This is a genomic window from Chitinophaga polysaccharea (genome assembly GCF_902150045.1).
Lineage (GTDB): Bacteria > Bacteroidota > Bacteroidia > Chitinophagales > Chitinophagaceae > Chitinophaga > Chitinophaga polysaccharea_A.
On record NZ_CABFVU010000005.1, the window covers coordinates 437,158 to 454,917 of the forward strand.

Consider the following 17,760-nt stretch of genomic DNA (forward strand, 5'->3'; position numbering starts at 1 on the left):
ATAAAAATAACCAGGGCACGGACGGTTTTATTTATAATGTGACAGAAAGTACATTTACTGTGATGAAATCATCCTTTTAACTGTTTCCACCCCGTCATGATAAATCCTGTCGCCACCAGCACCAGTAATAAGACGGAAGAAACCGCGGAGATCTTTCTTCCCAGGAAAAAGGTGGCCGGCTCAAAACGGAACACGATCTCATGTTTTCCGGCAGGTATAACCAGCCCCCGCAGGGCATAGTTCACCCGGAGGATGGGTGTTTCTTTCCCGTCGATAAAGGCTTTCCAGCCGGCGGGGTAGTAAATGTCGGAGAACACGCCTAACCCCGCGCCGGTATTTACGGCGGTAAACTTCAGCTCATTGAGGCCATACCTGTTAAGCGTGATACGCGCATTACTATCGGCCGCAGGTGTAAAGGCGCCAACCGTTTGCTGAAAGCGCCGGTCAATGACCACGGTATCGGCCGGGTTAAAATGATCCAGTGCCTTCATTTCCGAATTGGCATCCGGCGCCCATTGAATGGCTTTTACAAACCAGGCGTTTCCCAGGGCGCCGGGGTTGCGCTGCGCCACCGGTTGCCCGCTTTGCCTATCAGGTACAATAAAGTAGCGGGTGTTCAGCATATTGAGCACGGCCATATTGTTTTTGGTGAGCTGGTGCTCAATCAGGTCTTCATAGATCCAGAGCTTGGCGGGGCTCTGACCGCCCACCGATTTATGAAAGTAGCTGGTGTTGGCATCAAGAAATGGATTGGTGGTAACATTGAGCACCCGGTAATAAGGATCTTTGTCGCGCAATATCATTTCATCCGCAGGAGAAGGAGCTATATAATTTTCAAGGTTGGATGCTTCCATGAAGCTGTCTTCATTCAAATAACTTTTATCTACCTGGAACAGGTCAAACAATACTGCGAGCGCAATGATGCCCATGGCGTACCCCGGTTTTAATTTTTCTTTCAGGAAGAACCAGAGTGCAGCAAAGCCAATAAGAATAAAGACCAGCGCCCGGATGCCATCTGCCCGCAAAATGCTGCTGCGGTCCTGTTTGAGGGCATTCAGCAACCTTGCTGCCGGTATTTCGCCACCCAGCATTTGTGTGTAGCGGGCCAGGAAGTTACTATCGCCGGGGCCGTTGAAGGCATATACCATACTGCCGCCAATGGCCAGCAGCAGCACCAGGCCGCCGGTTACATACAGCGCCATGCGGAGGTGCTGTTGTAGCCAGGCTTTTGTCTGCTTACCGGATAACAATTCCTGTAAGGCCCAGCAGGCGAGGATCACCATGGTTACCTGTGGTATTACCAGGGCCATGGTAGGCGCCCGGAATTTGCTGTATAAGGGAAGATGATAGAAGAGGAAGTTATTCAGCCCCGGGAAATTTGAGCCCCAGCTGAGCACCACGCCAATGAGCGTAGCGGCTACCAGCCACCATTTATGCCAGCTGTTCACAATGAACAGGCCCAGTACAAACAGGAAGCAGATAACAGCTCCAAGGTAAACGGGGCCGCCGGTAAAAGGCTGCCCGCCCCAGTACAATTGCCAGAAGGGGCGCTGTACAGCTTCGGCTGCTTTTTCAGGCGGTACGCCTATATCTGTGAGGGTTTGATAAACATGCGAACCGACAGAGAGTTTTTCACTGGTAGATCCTCCCACCAGGTGGGGCAGCAACAGGGTAAATGTTTCGCCCTTGCCATAACTCCACTGGAATGCATAATTAATATCGAGGCCACCGGATTTTTTTGCCAGCTTGCCGGGTTGGTCGTTGGTTAATTCCGACTGGCTCCCGCGGATGGTATAGCTGGTATACTCCTTCATGATAAGCAGGTTGTCCATTGCAGGGAGTATAGCCAGGATGCCTGCCACCACTAAAATTGCACTCGCTTTAAAAAAGGCAGGCAGCTGTTTTTCACGAAAGGCCTGTATGCCTGCCGCCACGGCCAGGCACAAAGCGATGATGCCGGTATAGTAAGTGATCTGCGGGTGATTGTTATAGATCTGCAAGGCTGCGGCCAGGGCAGTAAGGCATCCGCCGGCCAGGTACTGCTTTCGGTAAGTGAGGATAAGGCCGCCCAGTATGGGCGCCATATAGGCCATGCTCATTACCTTGGTAATATGCCCCGCATCAATACTGGTGATGGTGAATGTGGCAAATCCATAGGCAACGGCGCCGGTTATTCGTATCCACCAGGAGAAGTTGAGCACGCAAAGGAATACATACATCCCCATCATCAGTACAAAAAACATATCCACCGGGTTGGGGAGGTATAGGGCAAACGCCCGGTTCAGCCAACCAATTTTATTCACAGAAGGGCCCGTGTAAATGACATAGGTAGGCATACCGCCAAACATGCTGTTGGTCCAGAGGGGAATATCGCCGGTTGCAGCGTAGTAATCTCCTGCTTCTTTTTGCATGCCTTTGTAGTGAACCATGTCTGATTGCAACAATTGTTTGCCCTCCAGTACAGGGCTGCAAAATGCAAATGCCAGGGCCACAAACAGCAACAATGCACCAAGGTGTGGAATTAAAGCGCTAATTCGTACTGATTTCATAATTAACTGGTTTTCATTAGTGTTGTAAAGATTGATTAATGTAAGTAAACAACCTTTTTACGCCTTTACTTAAAGTTTTACTTTAAGTAAAGGCCGGTGCACCACCAATAGCCGGCAGGAGGCTGATGAAAGTAAAAAATGTTCTTCCCATAAAAATGTGTGAGGCGCAAAACTACAATTATCTTCCTTCAAAATATTACCCTACTAATTTAGTAGATTATTCATATCTTACCGGTAAATCCCACAACTGTATATGGATACCAGGCATACCCAATCATTAATCAGTTTGCTCCGTAAAACGCATCATGCGGAATGGGAGGCTACCCCGGCGGCACAGGATGCCATCGCCTGGCTGAACGACCTGGTTGGTTTTTTATTCCCGGGCAATCATCTCCCCAAACAAACCTCCTATGAAGGCATCTTAAAAAAGAACCAGATAGACCTGGAGAACATCCTGCTAAGTTACCTTGACCCACGGGAGGTACCTATAGAAGAAATTGTAAATGACTTCTATAACTCGCTGGGAACCATTTATCAGCATCTTCGCCAGGACGCAGCAAAAATACATGAATACGACCCGGCGGCCACCAGTGTGAACGAGGTGATCGTGTCTTACCCGGGGTTTTATGCCATCACGGTTTACCGCATCGCCAACCGGCTCACCCGCCTGAATGTACCGGTACTGCCGCGTATCATCAGCGAATACGCGCATGGCAAAACCGGGATCGATATTCATCCCAACGCCACCATTCATGTACCTTTTATTATAGACCACGGCACAGGCATCGTAATAGGCGCTACCAGCATCATTGGCTCCAATGTAGTGATCTACCAGGGCGTAACACTGGGCGCGCTGCATGTGACCAAGGAGCTGTCGGATGTAAAAAGACATCCTACGGTAGAAGACAATGTGATCATCTACGCCCGTAGCACCATCCTGGGTGGCAACACAGTGATCGGGCAGGGCAGCATCATTGGCGGCAGCGTTTTTATCACGAAAAGCGTTCCCCCGTACTCGCAGGTGTTTAACACCCACCAGGTGAGGATCACCACCAAAACCAGCGTATAACGGTTCCCCACAAATCCCCGCGGCATTCGCAGAAATATTTATATCTTAAGCTGGAAGAAGACCGCCGGCTGTGGCGGAAAAAGACTTACCGACATGCGAATGAGCGTTTTGCCTCCGGGCATTGTATTAACCATGCTATCCTTTTCCGGGCTAAAGGCCCAGGATACCCTGCAACAGCTGCCGGAGGTAGTGGTGCAGTCCTATTACTCAAAAGCCTCGCTGCAGCGTGTACCCACCGCCGTGAGTATCCTGTCGCCCGCCGATATGCAGCTTCAGCAAGGCGCCTCCCTGCTGCCGGCCATAAATACGGTGCCGGGTATACGAATGGAGGAAAGATCGCCCGGCAGTTATCGTTTATCCATCAGGGGTAGTTTGCTCCGTTCTCCTTTTGGCATCCGGAATATTAAAGTTTATGCAGATGATATCCCGCTTACGGATGCAGGAGGTAATACTTATCTCAACCTGGCAGACGCAGATGCAGTAACCCGCGTGGAAATACTGAAAGGCCCTGATGGCAGCCTCTTTGGGGCCAACTCCGGTGGCGTGGTGCGGCTCGATCTTTTCCCCGCCGCGGCAGACACGCCACACCTGCAGCTGAACCTGCAGGGAGGCAGCTATGGCCTGTTCCATGGCAGCGTAGCCTGGCAGCGGCAGTTTGGCAACTACCAGGTACAGGTGTTCCAGGGCTACCAGCGGGCAGACGGCTACCGGGAAAATACCGCCATGAAACGCTCTTATACCCAAACAGCCCAGCGCTGGGAATACAAACCCGGCTACACCCTCAAGCTGCTGGCGTTTTATTCTGACCTCGCGTACCGCACACCGGGAGGGCTCACCCTGGCGCAAAGCGAAGCCAATCCACGCGCGGCCAGGCCCGGCACACCGGCTACTCCCGGCGCAGTGGCGCAAAAGGCAGGCATCTATAACCGCACCTTCCAGGGAGGGCTCATCCACGAAGCGCAGTTCACACCACGCCTGCAACATGTGCTGTCGGTGTTCGGGGCTACCACTCATTTCGAAAATCCCTTTATCACCAACTACGAAGCCCGGGATGAAAATACCGCCGGCTTCCGCACCTACCTGCAATGGACCAACGATCCGCAACGTAATTCCATCTTCCAGTGGAAATGGCTGAACGGCGCAGAATGGCAGCAAACCACTACCGATGTCATTAATTATGGTAACAGGCAGGGCAAACGCGATACAATGATCGCCGCCGATAAACTGAAAGCCAGCCAGTATTTTTTCTTTACCCGCTTCCAGGCCAATGTAAATGCCTTTACATTCGAGGCGGCGGCCAGTTTAAATTATTATGGCTACGGCTACAACAGCAACGGCCACACGAAAATAAATTTCACGCCCCAGCTGATGCCGCGCTTCTCGCTGTCGTACCTGTTTACGCCACAGGTATCAGGCCGGGTTACGGTAAGCCGGGGATATTCCCCGCCGGCCACCGCGGAAGTTCGTGCATCCGATAACGTGATCAACACCGCCCTGCAACCGGAAACCGGCTGGAACTATGAAGCCGGCATACGGGCAGGCACCCGCAACCACCGCGCTATGCTGGACGCGGCGTTCTTTTATTATAAGATGCAGAACGCTATTGTGCTCCGGCAGCACGACAGCGGCGAGGAGTATTTCATCAACGCCGGCGGCGTTAAGCAAAAAGGTATAGAAGTACAGGGCATGTGGTGGCTGATGAAGCCGTCGCGCCGCGGCGTATTACGCGGTATTAAATGGCAGGAAGGGTATACGCTGAGCGACTTCCGGTTCAGCCATTACCAAAGCGCCGATGGAAAAGACTATTCCGGCAATGCCCTCACCGGCGTGCCGCAGCATGTACTGGTAAGCAGTTTACTATGGCAGTTCCCCGCGGCAGTATCCCTATACGCGCAACATACTTTTACCAGCAGCATCCCGCTGAACGATGCCAGCACCGCCTTTGCCGGCGCCTATCATTTGCTGCAGGCCAATGTGAGCTGGAAACTACCGCTGCGTTCCCGCTGCAATATCAGCATACGTGCCGGGGCAGATAACCTGCTGAATGTAAACTACAGCCTGGGCAACGATCTCAATGCCTTTGGCGGACGCTATTACAATCCCGCGCCAAAACGGAATTATTTTGGCGGCATCAGCATGCAGCTGTAATGATCCAACTATTCATGAATAATATTTTTTTGCAGTTGGGGAATATAATAGCCGTATTGTGCAGCTACATCCTCACGCAACAGGTACCACATTACAACGGCCCCGGTTTAAAATACGTACCAAAGCGGGGCCTGACATTAACATCTGCCCATTTAACAAAAGCGGCATAGAATTGTAATAAGTGGGTAAGCATTTACAAGAAGATGAATTCTACCAACGGAAAATCGGATAAGCCGGTCATAACCGCAAAAATTGATGGCTTTTTTCTCCAGTTCTATAACATCGCCGTCTTTATTGCCCGCTTTTTCAGGGAGGCGTTCCGCCCCCCGATTGAATGGGGGGAGTTTGTACGCCAGTGTTACCAGGTGGGGTATAAGTCGCTTGCCCTTGTTACGGTAACGGGGTTCATCACCGGTGTGGTGTTCACGGAACAGTCGCGCCCCACCTTATCAGAGTTCGGGGTTACGGCCTGGCTGCCGTCGCTGGTGGCCATTGCAGTAGTAAGAGCGCTGGCCCCGCTCATTGCCGCACTGATCTGCGCCGGTAAAGTAGGGTCCAGCATTGGCGCGGAACTGGGCTCCATGAAGGTAACAGAACAGATCGATGCCATGGAGGTATCTGCCATTAACCCTTTCCGTTACCTGGTGGTTACCCGCGTTATTGCTATGACGGTTTGTCTGCCGCTGCTCATGTTCTACAATGCGCTCATTGGTTGCCTCGGCTCTTATTTCGATGTGCATGCGCATGAACAAACCAGCCTGGTATCATTTTTTGATAACGCCTTTGCACAGATCACTTTCCTGGATTATACCACCGCGCTTACCAAAGCTATCCTGTATGGATTTACCATTGGCATAGTAAGCTGTTACCAGGGCTTTAACGCCAGCCAGGGCACTACAGGAGTGGGTAAGGCAGCGAATGTATCGGTAATTGTATCCATGTTCCTCATATTTATAGAAGAAGTAATTATTGTTCACGTGTTTAATTCCATCCGCTAGTCATGAAAACAAATGGTCACCAGATAGATATGAATGAAACCGTGATCAGTATCCGGAACCTCTATAAGTCTTTTGGAGAAAAACATGTATTACAGGGCATCGACCTGGATCTTCACAAAGGGGAGAACGTAGTGGTACTGGGCCGTTCGGGTACGGGTAAATCGGTGCTGATAAAAATTATCATAGGACTGCTGAAGCCGGATGCCGGCACCGTAAACGTACTGGGGGAAGAGGTAGACCAGCTCAAAGATGCCGCCCTGCGCGCGCTGCGGCTCAAAGTAGGTTTCTCTTTCCAGAGCAGCGCGCTGTATGATAGTATGACGGTGGGAGAAAACCTCGCCTTCCCCCTGAAACGCAACAACCGGGAAATGACAAAAGACCAGATCCGTAAAACGATCGATATTGTACTGGACGCTATCGGGCTACCGGAAACCATTAACCAGATGCCCTCCGAATTATCCGGCGGCCAGAAGAAAAGAATAGGCATCGGGCGCACCCTCATCCTGCGACCGGAAATTATGCTGTACGATGAGCCCACTGCAGGTTTGGACCCTATCACCAGTATGGAGCTGAATAAACTGATTGTGGCCGTACAGGAAAGGTTCAATACCAGCTCCATCATTATTACCCACGATCTTACCTGCGCCAAAGAGGTGGGCGACAGGATAGCGGTAATGGATGAAGGAAAGTTTATCCGCCATGGAAGCTTTGAAGAAGTATTCAGTGAGAAGGATGGACTTATTAAAAGTTTTTACGACTATAATTTTATACAGTAAGTTATGGAAGCAGGAAAAAAACGCGCCGTTATTGTAGGCATCTTTGTATTTGTAGGACTTGCCATCTTTGTTACCGCAGTGATGATGCTGGGCAAGCAACAGAAACTATTCAGCAAGTCTATCCAGGTGAAGGCCTATTTTAAAGATGTGAACGGCTTGTCCGTAGGCCGGAATATCCTGTATTCCGGGGTGAAGATAGGTACCGTAAAGAAGATCAGTTTTGTGAGAACCAACCAGATCCTGGTGGTCATGAATATTGATGAAGCCTCGCAGGAATTTATCCATAAAGATGTGGAAGCCCGTATCAGCTCCGAAGGGCTGATGGGAAATAAGATAGTGATGCTTTCCGGCGGTACGCCCAACATGCCGGTGATCGAAGACGGCGATCAGCTGCATGTAGTGAGCGGTCTGAGCACCGAAGAGATCATGAGCACCCTCCAGGTGAACAATAAAAGCCTGGTGGAAATCACCAACAACCTGAAAACGATCACCAAAGGTATCGTAGATGGAAAAGGCACCCTGGGCAGGTTACTCACGGAAGACACCATTTACAAAAACCTGAACACCACCATGGCCGGCCTCAACGATGCGGTAGTAAATACCCGCCGGCTTACCGGGGCTTTGTCTTTATACGCATCCAAACTGCAAACCAAAGGGGTATTGTCCAACGACCTGGTAACAGACACCGTGGTATTTGCCCAACTTCGTACAGCCGTTGCCGAAATGAACAGCGCCGCCGCCAATGCCAATAAAACGGTGGAAGACCTGCGCTTTGCCAGCCAGGGCGTACGCGCTAATCTCGATGATCCCGAAGCGCCGGTAGGCATGCTCCTGAAAGATACCCTGCTGGCGGATGCCTTTAAGGAAACCATCTATAACCTGGAAAGCAGCACACAGAAACTGGATACCAATATGCTGGCGCTGAGGAACAACTTCCTGTTCCGTGGCTACTTCCGTAAACAGGCCAAACGGGAAAAGAAAGCCCAGAAAGAAAAAGAAAAGGCTGAGCGCCAGGCCCAGCAACAGAAATAGATCAGCGTCCCTTTTCAGAGAAAGCGGTAATAGGGGTAAGGGCTACCTTACGGAACTCCACTTCGGAGCCTTCTGCCTGCAGCGCAATTTGTCCTTTACCCGCAGTAGCGTTGGTGCCATAGTTTACCAGGTCGCCGTTCTCCCATACTTTAATGGCGTTACCCACGCATTCAATGATCATGGTGTTCCATTGTTTCAGCGGCTTCTCGGAATTGTCGGTAAGATTAATAATGCGGCGTTGCTTGCCGTCTACCGCGCCCCATTCGCTTTTAGGCCCCCTTCGTTTTTCCATATCCGGTACGGTAATATCTTCCCCAATGCACCAGAAGTCGCCGGCATCATTATGCTGCAGCTGTACCTCAATAGATTTCGGGAACATACCATATAACACCCGCGGGGTGGAAGCGAACACCAGTACGCCGCAGTTGCCCGGTTTACCGGGGAAACGGTATTGTACTTCCAGGCGGAAGTTTTCGTAACTGTTGTCTGTAATAATATGCCCCTGCGGATTGGCCAGGCTTACAAAAACGCCGTCCCTTATAATGAACGGGCTTTTCACATTGGGGTCTTTATCCATGGCGGGAACATCAATATGCCATCCGCTCAGGTCTTTAAAGTTGAACAGGCTGCGCGTTTGTGCGTTTACGTTGGTAAAGGCGGCCAGCAGGGCGGCAGCGGTAAGGGAATGGAAAAGGTATTTCTTCATAAAGGAAATTTATCAGGATCTTCAAAAGATAAATATATGAATTCATTTCCACGGGCTCCCCGCTAAAATGATATCCTGTTCTTTTTAATGGTAGCCTGTTCATTGATCGAACAGGCTTTTTATCTGGTATATTTTAATATTGCTGGCTTGTAGTACTTTCTGCACGCCCTGGTCGAAGTTAAGCAGGAAACCCGCTGATACCTGCTGGTCAGCGGGATTGGTGAACGGCAGCGATAATATGCCGTTGTTATATTCCGTTGTGATCAGTTTGCTGGCAATGGCGGAGGCAATCCCTGTATCATCCGGAAGGGTGGCGCCGGCGGCCACGGCTACATATGTGTCACGGTCCGGGATTACAGTGGCCATAGATACGTCTATCTGGTACTTCCCTTTGGGCAGCATAAAGGTCTGGAAGATCTTCCCGTTGATGATGGGATTATCACTGCTGCTCCAGCGTTCAATACCAAATTTACCCACGTTGTTATCAAAACCGGCGCCGGTGGCCCTGGAACTGGTCACCGCTGTATTGGCTGTCCAGTCGGCCAAGTTCACAAACCGCCCTGAAGCGCCGGGCACGGGGCCGAAGTTTGCATTTTTAAAGTAACTGGCGGTGACCTCTGTTTTTAACGACCCGAAATCATTCATATCCATCAGCAGGTATACGGAATCAGATTGGGTGTTCAATTTATAGGCGCTAACGCCGGTGAGCCTGATCTTGGCAGCTAGTTTTTTACCGGGATGTGTATCTATGGCTGCTTTTGTGACATTGAAATAGAAAGGCGTATTCCTGGCGCCTTCAGGAATAGTGATGGCGCCGTTCATTTGTTTACCATCTGCCGTTGTGCTGATAAAGCATTCGCCTTCGGCAAATGGTTCGTATCCATCGGGCATATCGCTGGAGCTGAGCGTTACGGTGGCATTGAATGTTTCATTTCCCCTGTAGGCGGCATAACTGATGCCCAGGGTTTTTCTCACCAACAGGTTGGTTTTGTCGATGCTGAGGTCTTCCGGTTTCAGGCTTACACTTCCCTGGCCTGTTTGTACCAGGCTAACCGATGGTTCCCTGGCTTTGATATCCTTCAGCGTATCCACTTTGCAGGCGGCAAGCGATAAGAGCAATAAGGCAAAAGGCATGTTTTTCATGATGTAAGTTTTTGGGTGAATAAGTAAAAATTACCAGCCGGGGTTTTGTACACAGGCCCTGTTGCGTACTATTTCGCTTTGCGGGATGGGCCACAGGTAATAGCTTTTTTTAAATACTCTTTTTTCGATCAGGGTACGTTTATAGAATGCAGGATCTGCCAGGTTTTTACCGGCGTCTACATTCATGCCGGTGAGTGGTGCGGCGTCTGTTTGTTCTGCTATTTTCCAACGACGGGTATCCCAGGCCCTGAAGTTTTCAAAGGCCAGCTCCACGCGGCGCTCATCCCTGATGGCGGTGCGCAGCGCTTCTCTGGAGGCTTTCTTTGCCGCTTCCAGTGCAGGCAGGCCGGCCCTTTCCCTGATAAGGTCAATATAATGCGCGGCTTCTTCGCGGCTGCTCTGGTCGTTCATGGATTCATTGAGCGCTTCTGCATAGTTGAGATAAATTTCAGCAAGACGCATCATCACCAACGAACGGAGCGCCCCGGTCCATTCCACGAGATTGGAATTAGGGCTGATATTTTTGCAGCAGAGATAGCCGGTAGCAGAATGATCGTGCGATGCCTGCTTACCGCAGTTGCCGGTGAAATATAGTTGCACTGTTTGCACAGGTTTACCGTTTTCCTTGTAGATCCAGTCGGCCCCGTTATACATCACGGCGGCATAAAAGCGTGGTTCCCTGTTCACATACATGTTAAAGATCCCTGCTTTGGTATATTTTCCCGGCGCCGCGGCAAATCCTGTTTCGCTGTAGCCGGATCCTGCTTCACTGATCTTTTTACCATTGATCATAAAGAAGGCATCTATCATTTGCTGGGAAATACCTACGCCGTTCCATCCATTCACAAAGCGGGGCGCACAGTGTCTTTCCCATCCGTCGGCAGCATTGCTGGAAGCCATTTGCGGGCGGCAGTAAATTACTTCCTGGTTCCATCTGTCCAGTAATACATCACGTACGGAAATGAAAGGATCAAATGTATTGGTGCCAGGTGCTACCTTTTTATAAAGTCCTGCCGGCATCAGGTCTATGAGCGCCTTGGCGGCAGCCGCGGCTTTTTTCCATTTGGTTTCATCATAGGTGGTGCTCACCAGTTGTTTGCCATCGGCGTTTTTAAACCCGGCGTAGTCTGCATTGCCGTTCCAGAGCGGGCTGGCGGCCAGCAGCAGGGCGCGCGATTTGAAGCCCATCACCGTGCGTTTGTCGATACGGCCCTTGTCTTTGTCGTTCACAAATGTTTCCGGGAGGTCGGGGCTTTGCAGTACAGCATCCAGTTCACTCACTATGTAGTTAATGCATTCATCAAATGAATTACGCGGGATCTGTAGTTCTGCATTGGTGGCGTTTACATCAATGGTGGCTTCGGGCAGAATGATCACCGGCCCGTACTGGCGAACCAGGTAGAAATAGTAAATGGCTCTCAGCGCCCTGGCTTCCTGTTTCCAGCTATTGCGGATCTCGATGCTGAGAGTGGGATCATTATTCTTATCAATGTTATTAATAAATACGGAAGCGGAGCGGATGCCCTGGTAAAAAGGTTTCCATTTATCATAGTAGCCACTGCTTACATTCCAGTTACCGATATTCATCTGGCCTGCCCAGGCAGCATCCCATATAAAATCGCCTTCATCGCAGATGCCCAGCAGGTTGTAATTATTCTGCATTTTTGCTTCATCGGGAATAAAGGAATAGATACTGCCCAGGTAGGCCTGCGACTGCGGGCGCGATGCCCATACATCGTCCATCGTAAGCATATCGTCGGGTTGTTTGTCGAGGTATTTACTGCAGGATGTTAACACCAGCAGGCATACTGCAATACTTATATTTCTTATTGGCATGATCCTGTTTTTTTAGTTAGAAGTTGATATTGATACCGCCGTTAATAATGCGCTGAATAGGGTAGGCGCCGCCGTTGGCGCTGCCCAGCTCAGGGTCCCAGAAACGGAAACTGCTGAAGGTATAGAGGTTCAGTCCAGACATATACAGCCGGCAGGTGGAAATCTTCAGGCGCTCCAGCCAGGGCCTGGGAATGGTATAACCCAGTTCCGCTGTTTTTAGTCGCAGGTAATCCGCTTTACGCTGCCACCAGGTAGAGGCCTGGTAGTTGTTGGGATTGTCGCCTGCGCTCAGCCGCGGGAACAGTGCATGCTGATCAGGGTTTTCAGGCGTCCATCTGTTGGTGGCATACCAGGTTACATTGCCTTGTTCTTCTCCCCTGCGATATGGGAAAAATCCATCGCCACCCAGCATAAAGTCCATATTGCCTGCGCCCTGGAAGAACACGGAAATATCAAATCCTTTCCAGTTAACGGAGGCTCCGAAGCCATACACCATTTCAGGCGTGGACGGGTTGCCGATAGCCACCCGGTCGTAGGTATTGATAACGCCATCGCCGTTCACATCGCGGTACTTGATATCGCCGGGGCGTACGGTACCAAAGGTTTGTTCCGGGGAGCTTTTGATATCATCTTCAGAAGTAAATAATCCTTCCGCCAGCAGTCCGAATGGCTGTCCCAGTCTTTTGCCCTTGGCATTCTGGTAGGTATACAGCTCATCAGGCGCGTCGTTATTGAGCAGGTTGTTGCGCGCAAAGGTGTAGTTGCCGCGCAGCGATACATTTACTTCTCCAAAGCGGTGGCTGTATTCCAGAGTAGCTTCCATACCGGCATTTTTGAATTCGCCTATATTACCCCAGGGATTGTTCTTTAATCCTATAATAGATGGTAATGAATTACGTTGCTGGAAAATGCCTGTACGGTGACGGGCAAAATAATCCAGTTGTAAGTAGAAGCCGTTGAGAAAGCGTACTTCCACGCCCATGTTTTTTTCTTTTTCTTTTTCCCAGGTAAGATTGGAGCCCCATTCATCTTCGCCTACGCTGCCCCAGTTGGTATTTACATCATAGCCCATTACATAGCCGCCATAGCCAGGCCCAACAGTGGTGAGATAGGCAAACCTTCTGCCGCCGATCTGGTCATTGCCTTTAATACCGTAAGAAGCGCGGAATTTCAGGTAGGTGATCCATTTCTCCGGAACCAGCGCCTTAAAAAAGGGCTCTTCTGAAGCCATCCAGCCTGCAGCAAAGGAGGGAAATAAGCCGAAGCGATGACCTTTTGCAAAGTTTTCCGAACCATTATACCCGCCGTTTATTTCTGCATAATATTTTGAGCGATAGTTATAGGTAAGCCTGCTCACCAGTCCCATAAAACGGAAAGGGATGGCGTTGATAGCATTGGCAGCATCGGCATCCTGGTAGTCCTGCTGGTTATACAGTACCAGTGCGCCAACACGGTGGTCGCCAAACTGGCGGTCGTAGTTAATATCTCCCTGGAAATAGATACGACGGTTGCCGCCGGCCGATTTCGTATAGCCAAGGCTGGTAGTACCGCTGTAAATTTTCTGCAGCACCAGTTTACCATCCGCATCGCGGCCGGGAGGCACTATGGTCCACTGGTCGCCGCCTTTAGTACGCTGGATCTGGTTATGTGAATAGGCATCGTACGCGAATTTAATGCCTCCTTTCAGCCCTTTGGTGATTGCTGCTGCATCGTATTTCAGGGCAATATCCGTTTGCAGGGTGTTGTTCCAGGCGTTGGTATAACCCCTGTCTTCCAGGTATTGCAATGGGTTGATGTTACCGCCGCCACCGCTGTTGAGATATATTTTTTTATCCGGATAAACAGGATCCGGTATAGCAGGCAGGTATTTGGCAGGTGTAGCCAATCCCATATAATACCATACCGCATCGGTGTTACCGTCACCGGGATAATTACTGAGTGTAAGATATCCGCCTAATCCAAGGCTCAGCTGCAGATCCTTGCGCAGGTCAAGATCGGTATTGGAACGGAAGTTAAACCGCTTCAGCTTTGTTTGCGAATCATATTTGGTAAGTGCATCGGTTGACCATGCGCCGGATTCATCGTAGTAACTGCCGGCTACATAGTACTTCGCCTTTTCAGTACCACCGCTTACGTTCAGCGTGGCGCGCTGGCTGTTGGCAAAGTTTTTCATCATCAATCCCATCCAGTCTACATTGGGATAAAGCACAGGGTCTTCTCCTGAGCGGTATTTATTGATCACCTCTTCGGTGTAAGGCGTTACATAGTTTGGATTGGTAGCCAGGTTGGCTTCGTTGAGCAGTTCCAGGTAAGTAGGGGAGTCAACGTATTTCGGTTTGGAGGTAGCATTCTGCACGCCTTTTTCATACTTGAAATTGATGGAAGCTTTGGCTACGCTGCCCCTGCGGGTGGTAACAAGGATTACGCCGTTGGCGCCCCTGATACCGTAAACGGAAGTAGCGGAAGCATCTTTCAAAACTGAAAAGCTTTCAATGTCTTCCGGCTCTACGTTGTTCAGCGGTCTTTCCACACCATCTACCAGCACCAAAGGCTGGGAGCCTGCGCCAAAAGTACTGATACCCCTGATCCAGAACTGTGCATCATCTTTACCTGGTTCCCCACTGCGCTGCACGGAAATAATGCCTGCCACTTTTCCGGCGAGGGCATTGGCGAGCGACCGTGGCGCCGCGGTTTTCAGGTCTTTTACTTTTACGGTGGAAATAGCGCCTACTACGCTTTCCTTCTTTTGCACGCCATAGGCTACCACCTGTACTTCGTTGATCGAAGCCACATCGGGCTCCAATGAAATACTGATATGCGTTTGCCCGTTGATAACGGCTACTTCCTGCGGTTTGTAACCAATGCTGGAGAAAAGGAGAGCGCTGGTATTGCGCGGCGCCTTCAGCGCATATTTGCCTTTTTCGTTAGTAGTAACACCGATGCCCGTGCCAGGCACTTTTACGGATACGCCTGGCAACGGCGTATCATCGTTTTTATCGGTCACTGTTCCGGTAATCACCGTATCTTTTGCCTGCTGAAGCATGGCCGGTGCTGCCTTTACAAAAAATGTTGCAAGGCACAACATGGTAAATATAAAGGCGGTAGCCCACGAGGAGCGGATTCCTGCGTTTTTCATAACGTTAAATATTTAGGCGGTGGAATAGTTATAACCTCACTATCTTAAAAATCCTGGTTGATCCCGGCATAATGATTTTCAAAAGGTATAAGCCGTTTGGTACTCCGGAAAGATCTATTGTATGTATGGCTGTTGCTGATGTAGTGCCAAGCTGCCGGTTGAAAATAACTTTCCCGGCAACATTGGCCAGAAGAACCATGCAGCGGTTGTTCTTACTGTTGAGCCCCGTGAGATACAGGGTATTTCCTACCGGGTTTGGAAACGCCTGTATATTATCTGCAGAGGAGCGGTTGTTAAATTTGCCTGTTAATACAGGCCGCGTAGCGGAACTGTTGCCGCTATGTTTAATGAACTCAATTTCTGCTACGTTACAGAAACCACCATCCGGGCTGAGGTAACGCACATACTGGTAGTTACTGCTCACTGTTGTGACATTCCAGCCCGGGGCCGGATTGGAAGGTATAGTGTAAATAGTGGTATAGCTGATATTATCATTGGAGCCCTGGAACTTACCGCCGTTCATGCGGTACTCAAAACCGCTTCTAGGGTAAAACCGGATACTGTCCAGCACTACAGGCTGAATAAAATCCATACCGGTATAAGCGCCGTTGGCAGCAGCTGCATCCACCCATGATGCGGTATTGCCGTCGAATGCTTTACCGCCGCCGTTATTACAGCAATAGGGAGTAACGTTACTGAATGGTTGCCCGTTCACATCGAAAATACCCCTCCGCAATTTCACCAGGTTATTAATACGGGTGGCTATCAGCAGTGAATCCAGCCCGGAGGTATGCACGCGGTTACTGTCGAGCGTAACATCGCTGCAGTTTTTCAGGTACACCACCGTTTGCTGTGGTATGCCTGCCTGGCCACCGGTTTGGTTGGGAGTGGTCATCCCCGTGCTGTAAAAGCTGTTATCTTTGATCAGCACATGGTTGGCGGAGGTAACTACGATATTCACGCCGGAAATATCCGTGAACCGGTTGTTTTCCACCCGGATGCTGTCGAAGGTTCCTGCCGGCGATATAGTGTCTGCAGCATTGAGGATACAGATAGCTCCTGCCTGTACATTCCACCAGGCCGACATAAAATGACCGGTGCCTATAATATCATTGTTGCGGATCACCAGATTGCTCATGCCGGTAACATGCCCGGCTCCCTGCTCTGAATGCACGGTTATGCCGCTGTGCGTATTATCAAAGGTGTTATTTTCTATCAGCCCGTGACCGGCTTTTACAAGCACTCTTCCGGTGCTGTGGAAGTAGTTGTTCCGCAGGATAAAGTTTTCGCATCGCCTGCTGGGGGAATAGACATGTGTGCCGGTGCTCCAGGGACAGGTTTTGTTCAGCGTAAGCGTGGAGCCGGTTTTAGCGGTTACATACACTACATCGGAAGAGAGGGAGGTGCGTAATGAATCGCCTACCTCCAGGTTGTCGGGTGTAACGGTAATGCTGTTGCCGCCACCGGAAGAGATCTGATAATCGCCGTCCCAGGTAACGCTCCAGCTATCGTCGCCGGCACTCTTTACCGTGCAGTACTGCACTACCGGACCAGTGCGGGTAAGCTTATGCTGGATGGCATCCCAGGAAACAGAGAGTAGGCGGTCCTGCGTTGCGCCTGCGGGCTTTGGCCCCGGTTCCACGCGGCAGCTGTCGAGCAAGGTGCCACCTGCGCCGCCGGATTCAAAAATACCAAAACCAGGACCGGCGTTTACGGTCACATTCCTCAGCACCATACCACCCTGGCAGTCTGAAAGCACCAGTGTATGCGGCGCCCCTCCGCCTTCCGCACCGGCAGATATGGCGGCCATATCGCCTACCTGCGCTACGGTGGTGATGTTGGGATTATCTGTATTGGTAACACGAACGGTATCGCCCCCAAGTATCTGTGCTGAAGTATTCCATGCAAAAATGCTTCCCCGTTTGCGGTAACGGGTTGCGGGGTCAATAATATCCAAACGGCTCCAGGGCTGTACAGGATAGCCCTGGTGGATCTTAATGTCTACATAATTGCTACCTACATTTACAATATCGCCCTGTGTGCAGGTGAGCGGATCGTAATCGATGGTGAGCCCTTCCAGCGTGATGTTGGCGCATTTGGTAAACTCCAGGGCCCTTACTCTTTTTTCACAGACCATCCGCACACCGTTTGCCACAATGTGCAGGTTAGAGGTATTTTGTATCCAGATAAAGCTGTTGCCGGAAGTATTCCCCCGGTATTCGCCAGGGGGAATTGTTACGGTCGACTGATGCGTTGCCGCAGCATTCCGGATAAGGGAGTCCAGTCGCGCAATGCTGTACTGTGCGCTTGCGGAGAAAGGAACAGACAGGAAAATGAGCAATAAATTTTTTTTCATAGTGGAATTAT

General features: G+C 50.5%; 11 protein-coding genes. 5 read left to right on the top strand and 6 right to left on the bottom strand.

Annotated features, from left to right (window positions below; genetic code table 11):
• Nucleotides 1-68: 68 nt before the first annotated feature.
• Nucleotides 69-2,549: a YfhO family protein gene (locus tag FN124_RS29840; RefSeq protein WP_142688456.1), complete on the bottom strand. Its 2,481-nt coding sequence runs from the start codon at nucleotides 2,547-2,549 to the stop codon at nucleotides 69-71.
• A 253-nt stretch (nucleotides 2,550-2,802) separates the two neighbouring features.
• Between FN124_RS29840 and FN124_RS29845 the strand changes: the two genes are divergently transcribed.
• The 5 genes from FN124_RS29845 to FN124_RS29865 all read left to right on the top strand — a co-directional run bounded on the left by FN124_RS29845 (nucleotide 2,803) and on the right by FN124_RS29865 (nucleotide 8,572).
• Entirely contained in the window at nucleotides 2,803-3,618 is an 816-nt protein-coding gene (locus tag FN124_RS29845; protein ID WP_142688457.1) for a serine O-acetyltransferase, read from the top strand.
• Nucleotides 3,619-3,711: 93 nt separating this feature from the next.
• On the top strand, nucleotides 3,712-5,766 hold the full coding sequence (locus FN124_RS29850; RefSeq protein ID WP_260607619.1) for a TonB-dependent receptor: 2,055 nt from the start codon (nucleotides 3,712-3,714) through the stop codon (nucleotides 5,764-5,766).
• A 203-nt stretch (nucleotides 5,767-5,969) separates the two neighbouring features.
• The gene (locus FN124_RS29855; protein WP_142688458.1) at nucleotides 5,970-6,764 is read left to right on the top strand and encodes an MlaE family ABC transporter permease; all 795 of its coding nucleotides are present in this window, start codon (nucleotides 5,970-5,972) and stop codon (nucleotides 6,762-6,764) included.
• A gap of 2 nt (nucleotides 6,765-6,766) precedes the next feature.
• Nucleotides 6,767-7,540 (top strand): ABC transporter ATP-binding protein, encoded by a 774-nt coding sequence (locus tag FN124_RS29860; protein WP_260607620.1) that lies wholly within the window; start codon nucleotides 6,767-6,769, stop codon nucleotides 7,538-7,540.
• Nucleotides 7,541-7,543: 3 nt separating this feature from the next.
• On the top strand, nucleotides 7,544-8,572 hold the full coding sequence (locus FN124_RS29865; protein ID WP_142688459.1) for an MlaD family protein: 1,029 nt from the start codon (nucleotides 7,544-7,546) through the stop codon (nucleotides 8,570-8,572).
• A 1-nt stretch (nucleotide 8,573) separates the two neighbouring features.
• On the opposite strand, the gene FN124_RS29870 is transcribed toward FN124_RS29865, so the two are convergent.
• The 5 genes from FN124_RS29870 to FN124_RS29890 form a co-directional block, all read right to left on the bottom strand.
• Nucleotides 8,574-9,278 (bottom strand): 3-keto-disaccharide hydrolase, encoded by a 705-nt coding sequence (locus FN124_RS29870; RefSeq protein ID WP_142688460.1) that lies wholly within the window; start codon nucleotides 9,276-9,278, stop codon nucleotides 8,574-8,576.
• A gap of 99 nt (nucleotides 9,279-9,377) precedes the next feature.
• A complete protein-coding gene (locus FN124_RS29875; RefSeq protein WP_142688461.1) occupies nucleotides 9,378-10,421 on the bottom strand; it encodes a DUF5013 domain-containing protein in 1,044 nt (347 codons plus the stop codon).
• 30 nt (nucleotides 10,422-10,451) lie between these two features.
• Nucleotides 10,452-12,257 (bottom strand): RagB/SusD family nutrient uptake outer membrane protein, encoded by a 1,806-nt coding sequence (locus FN124_RS29880; RefSeq protein WP_142688462.1) that lies wholly within the window; start codon nucleotides 12,255-12,257, stop codon nucleotides 10,452-10,454.
• A 16-nt stretch (nucleotides 12,258-12,273) separates the two neighbouring features.
• Nucleotides 12,274-15,393, bottom strand: coding sequence for a SusC/RagA family TonB-linked outer membrane protein (locus FN124_RS29885; protein WP_142688463.1), 3,120 nt, complete (start codon nucleotides 15,391-15,393; stop codon nucleotides 12,274-12,276).
• A gap of 28 nt (nucleotides 15,394-15,421) precedes the next feature.
• A complete protein-coding gene (locus FN124_RS29890; RefSeq protein ID WP_142688464.1) occupies nucleotides 15,422-17,749 on the bottom strand; it encodes a T9SS type A sorting domain-containing protein in 2,328 nt (775 codons plus the stop codon).
• Nucleotides 17,750-17,760 lie beyond the last annotated feature (11 nt).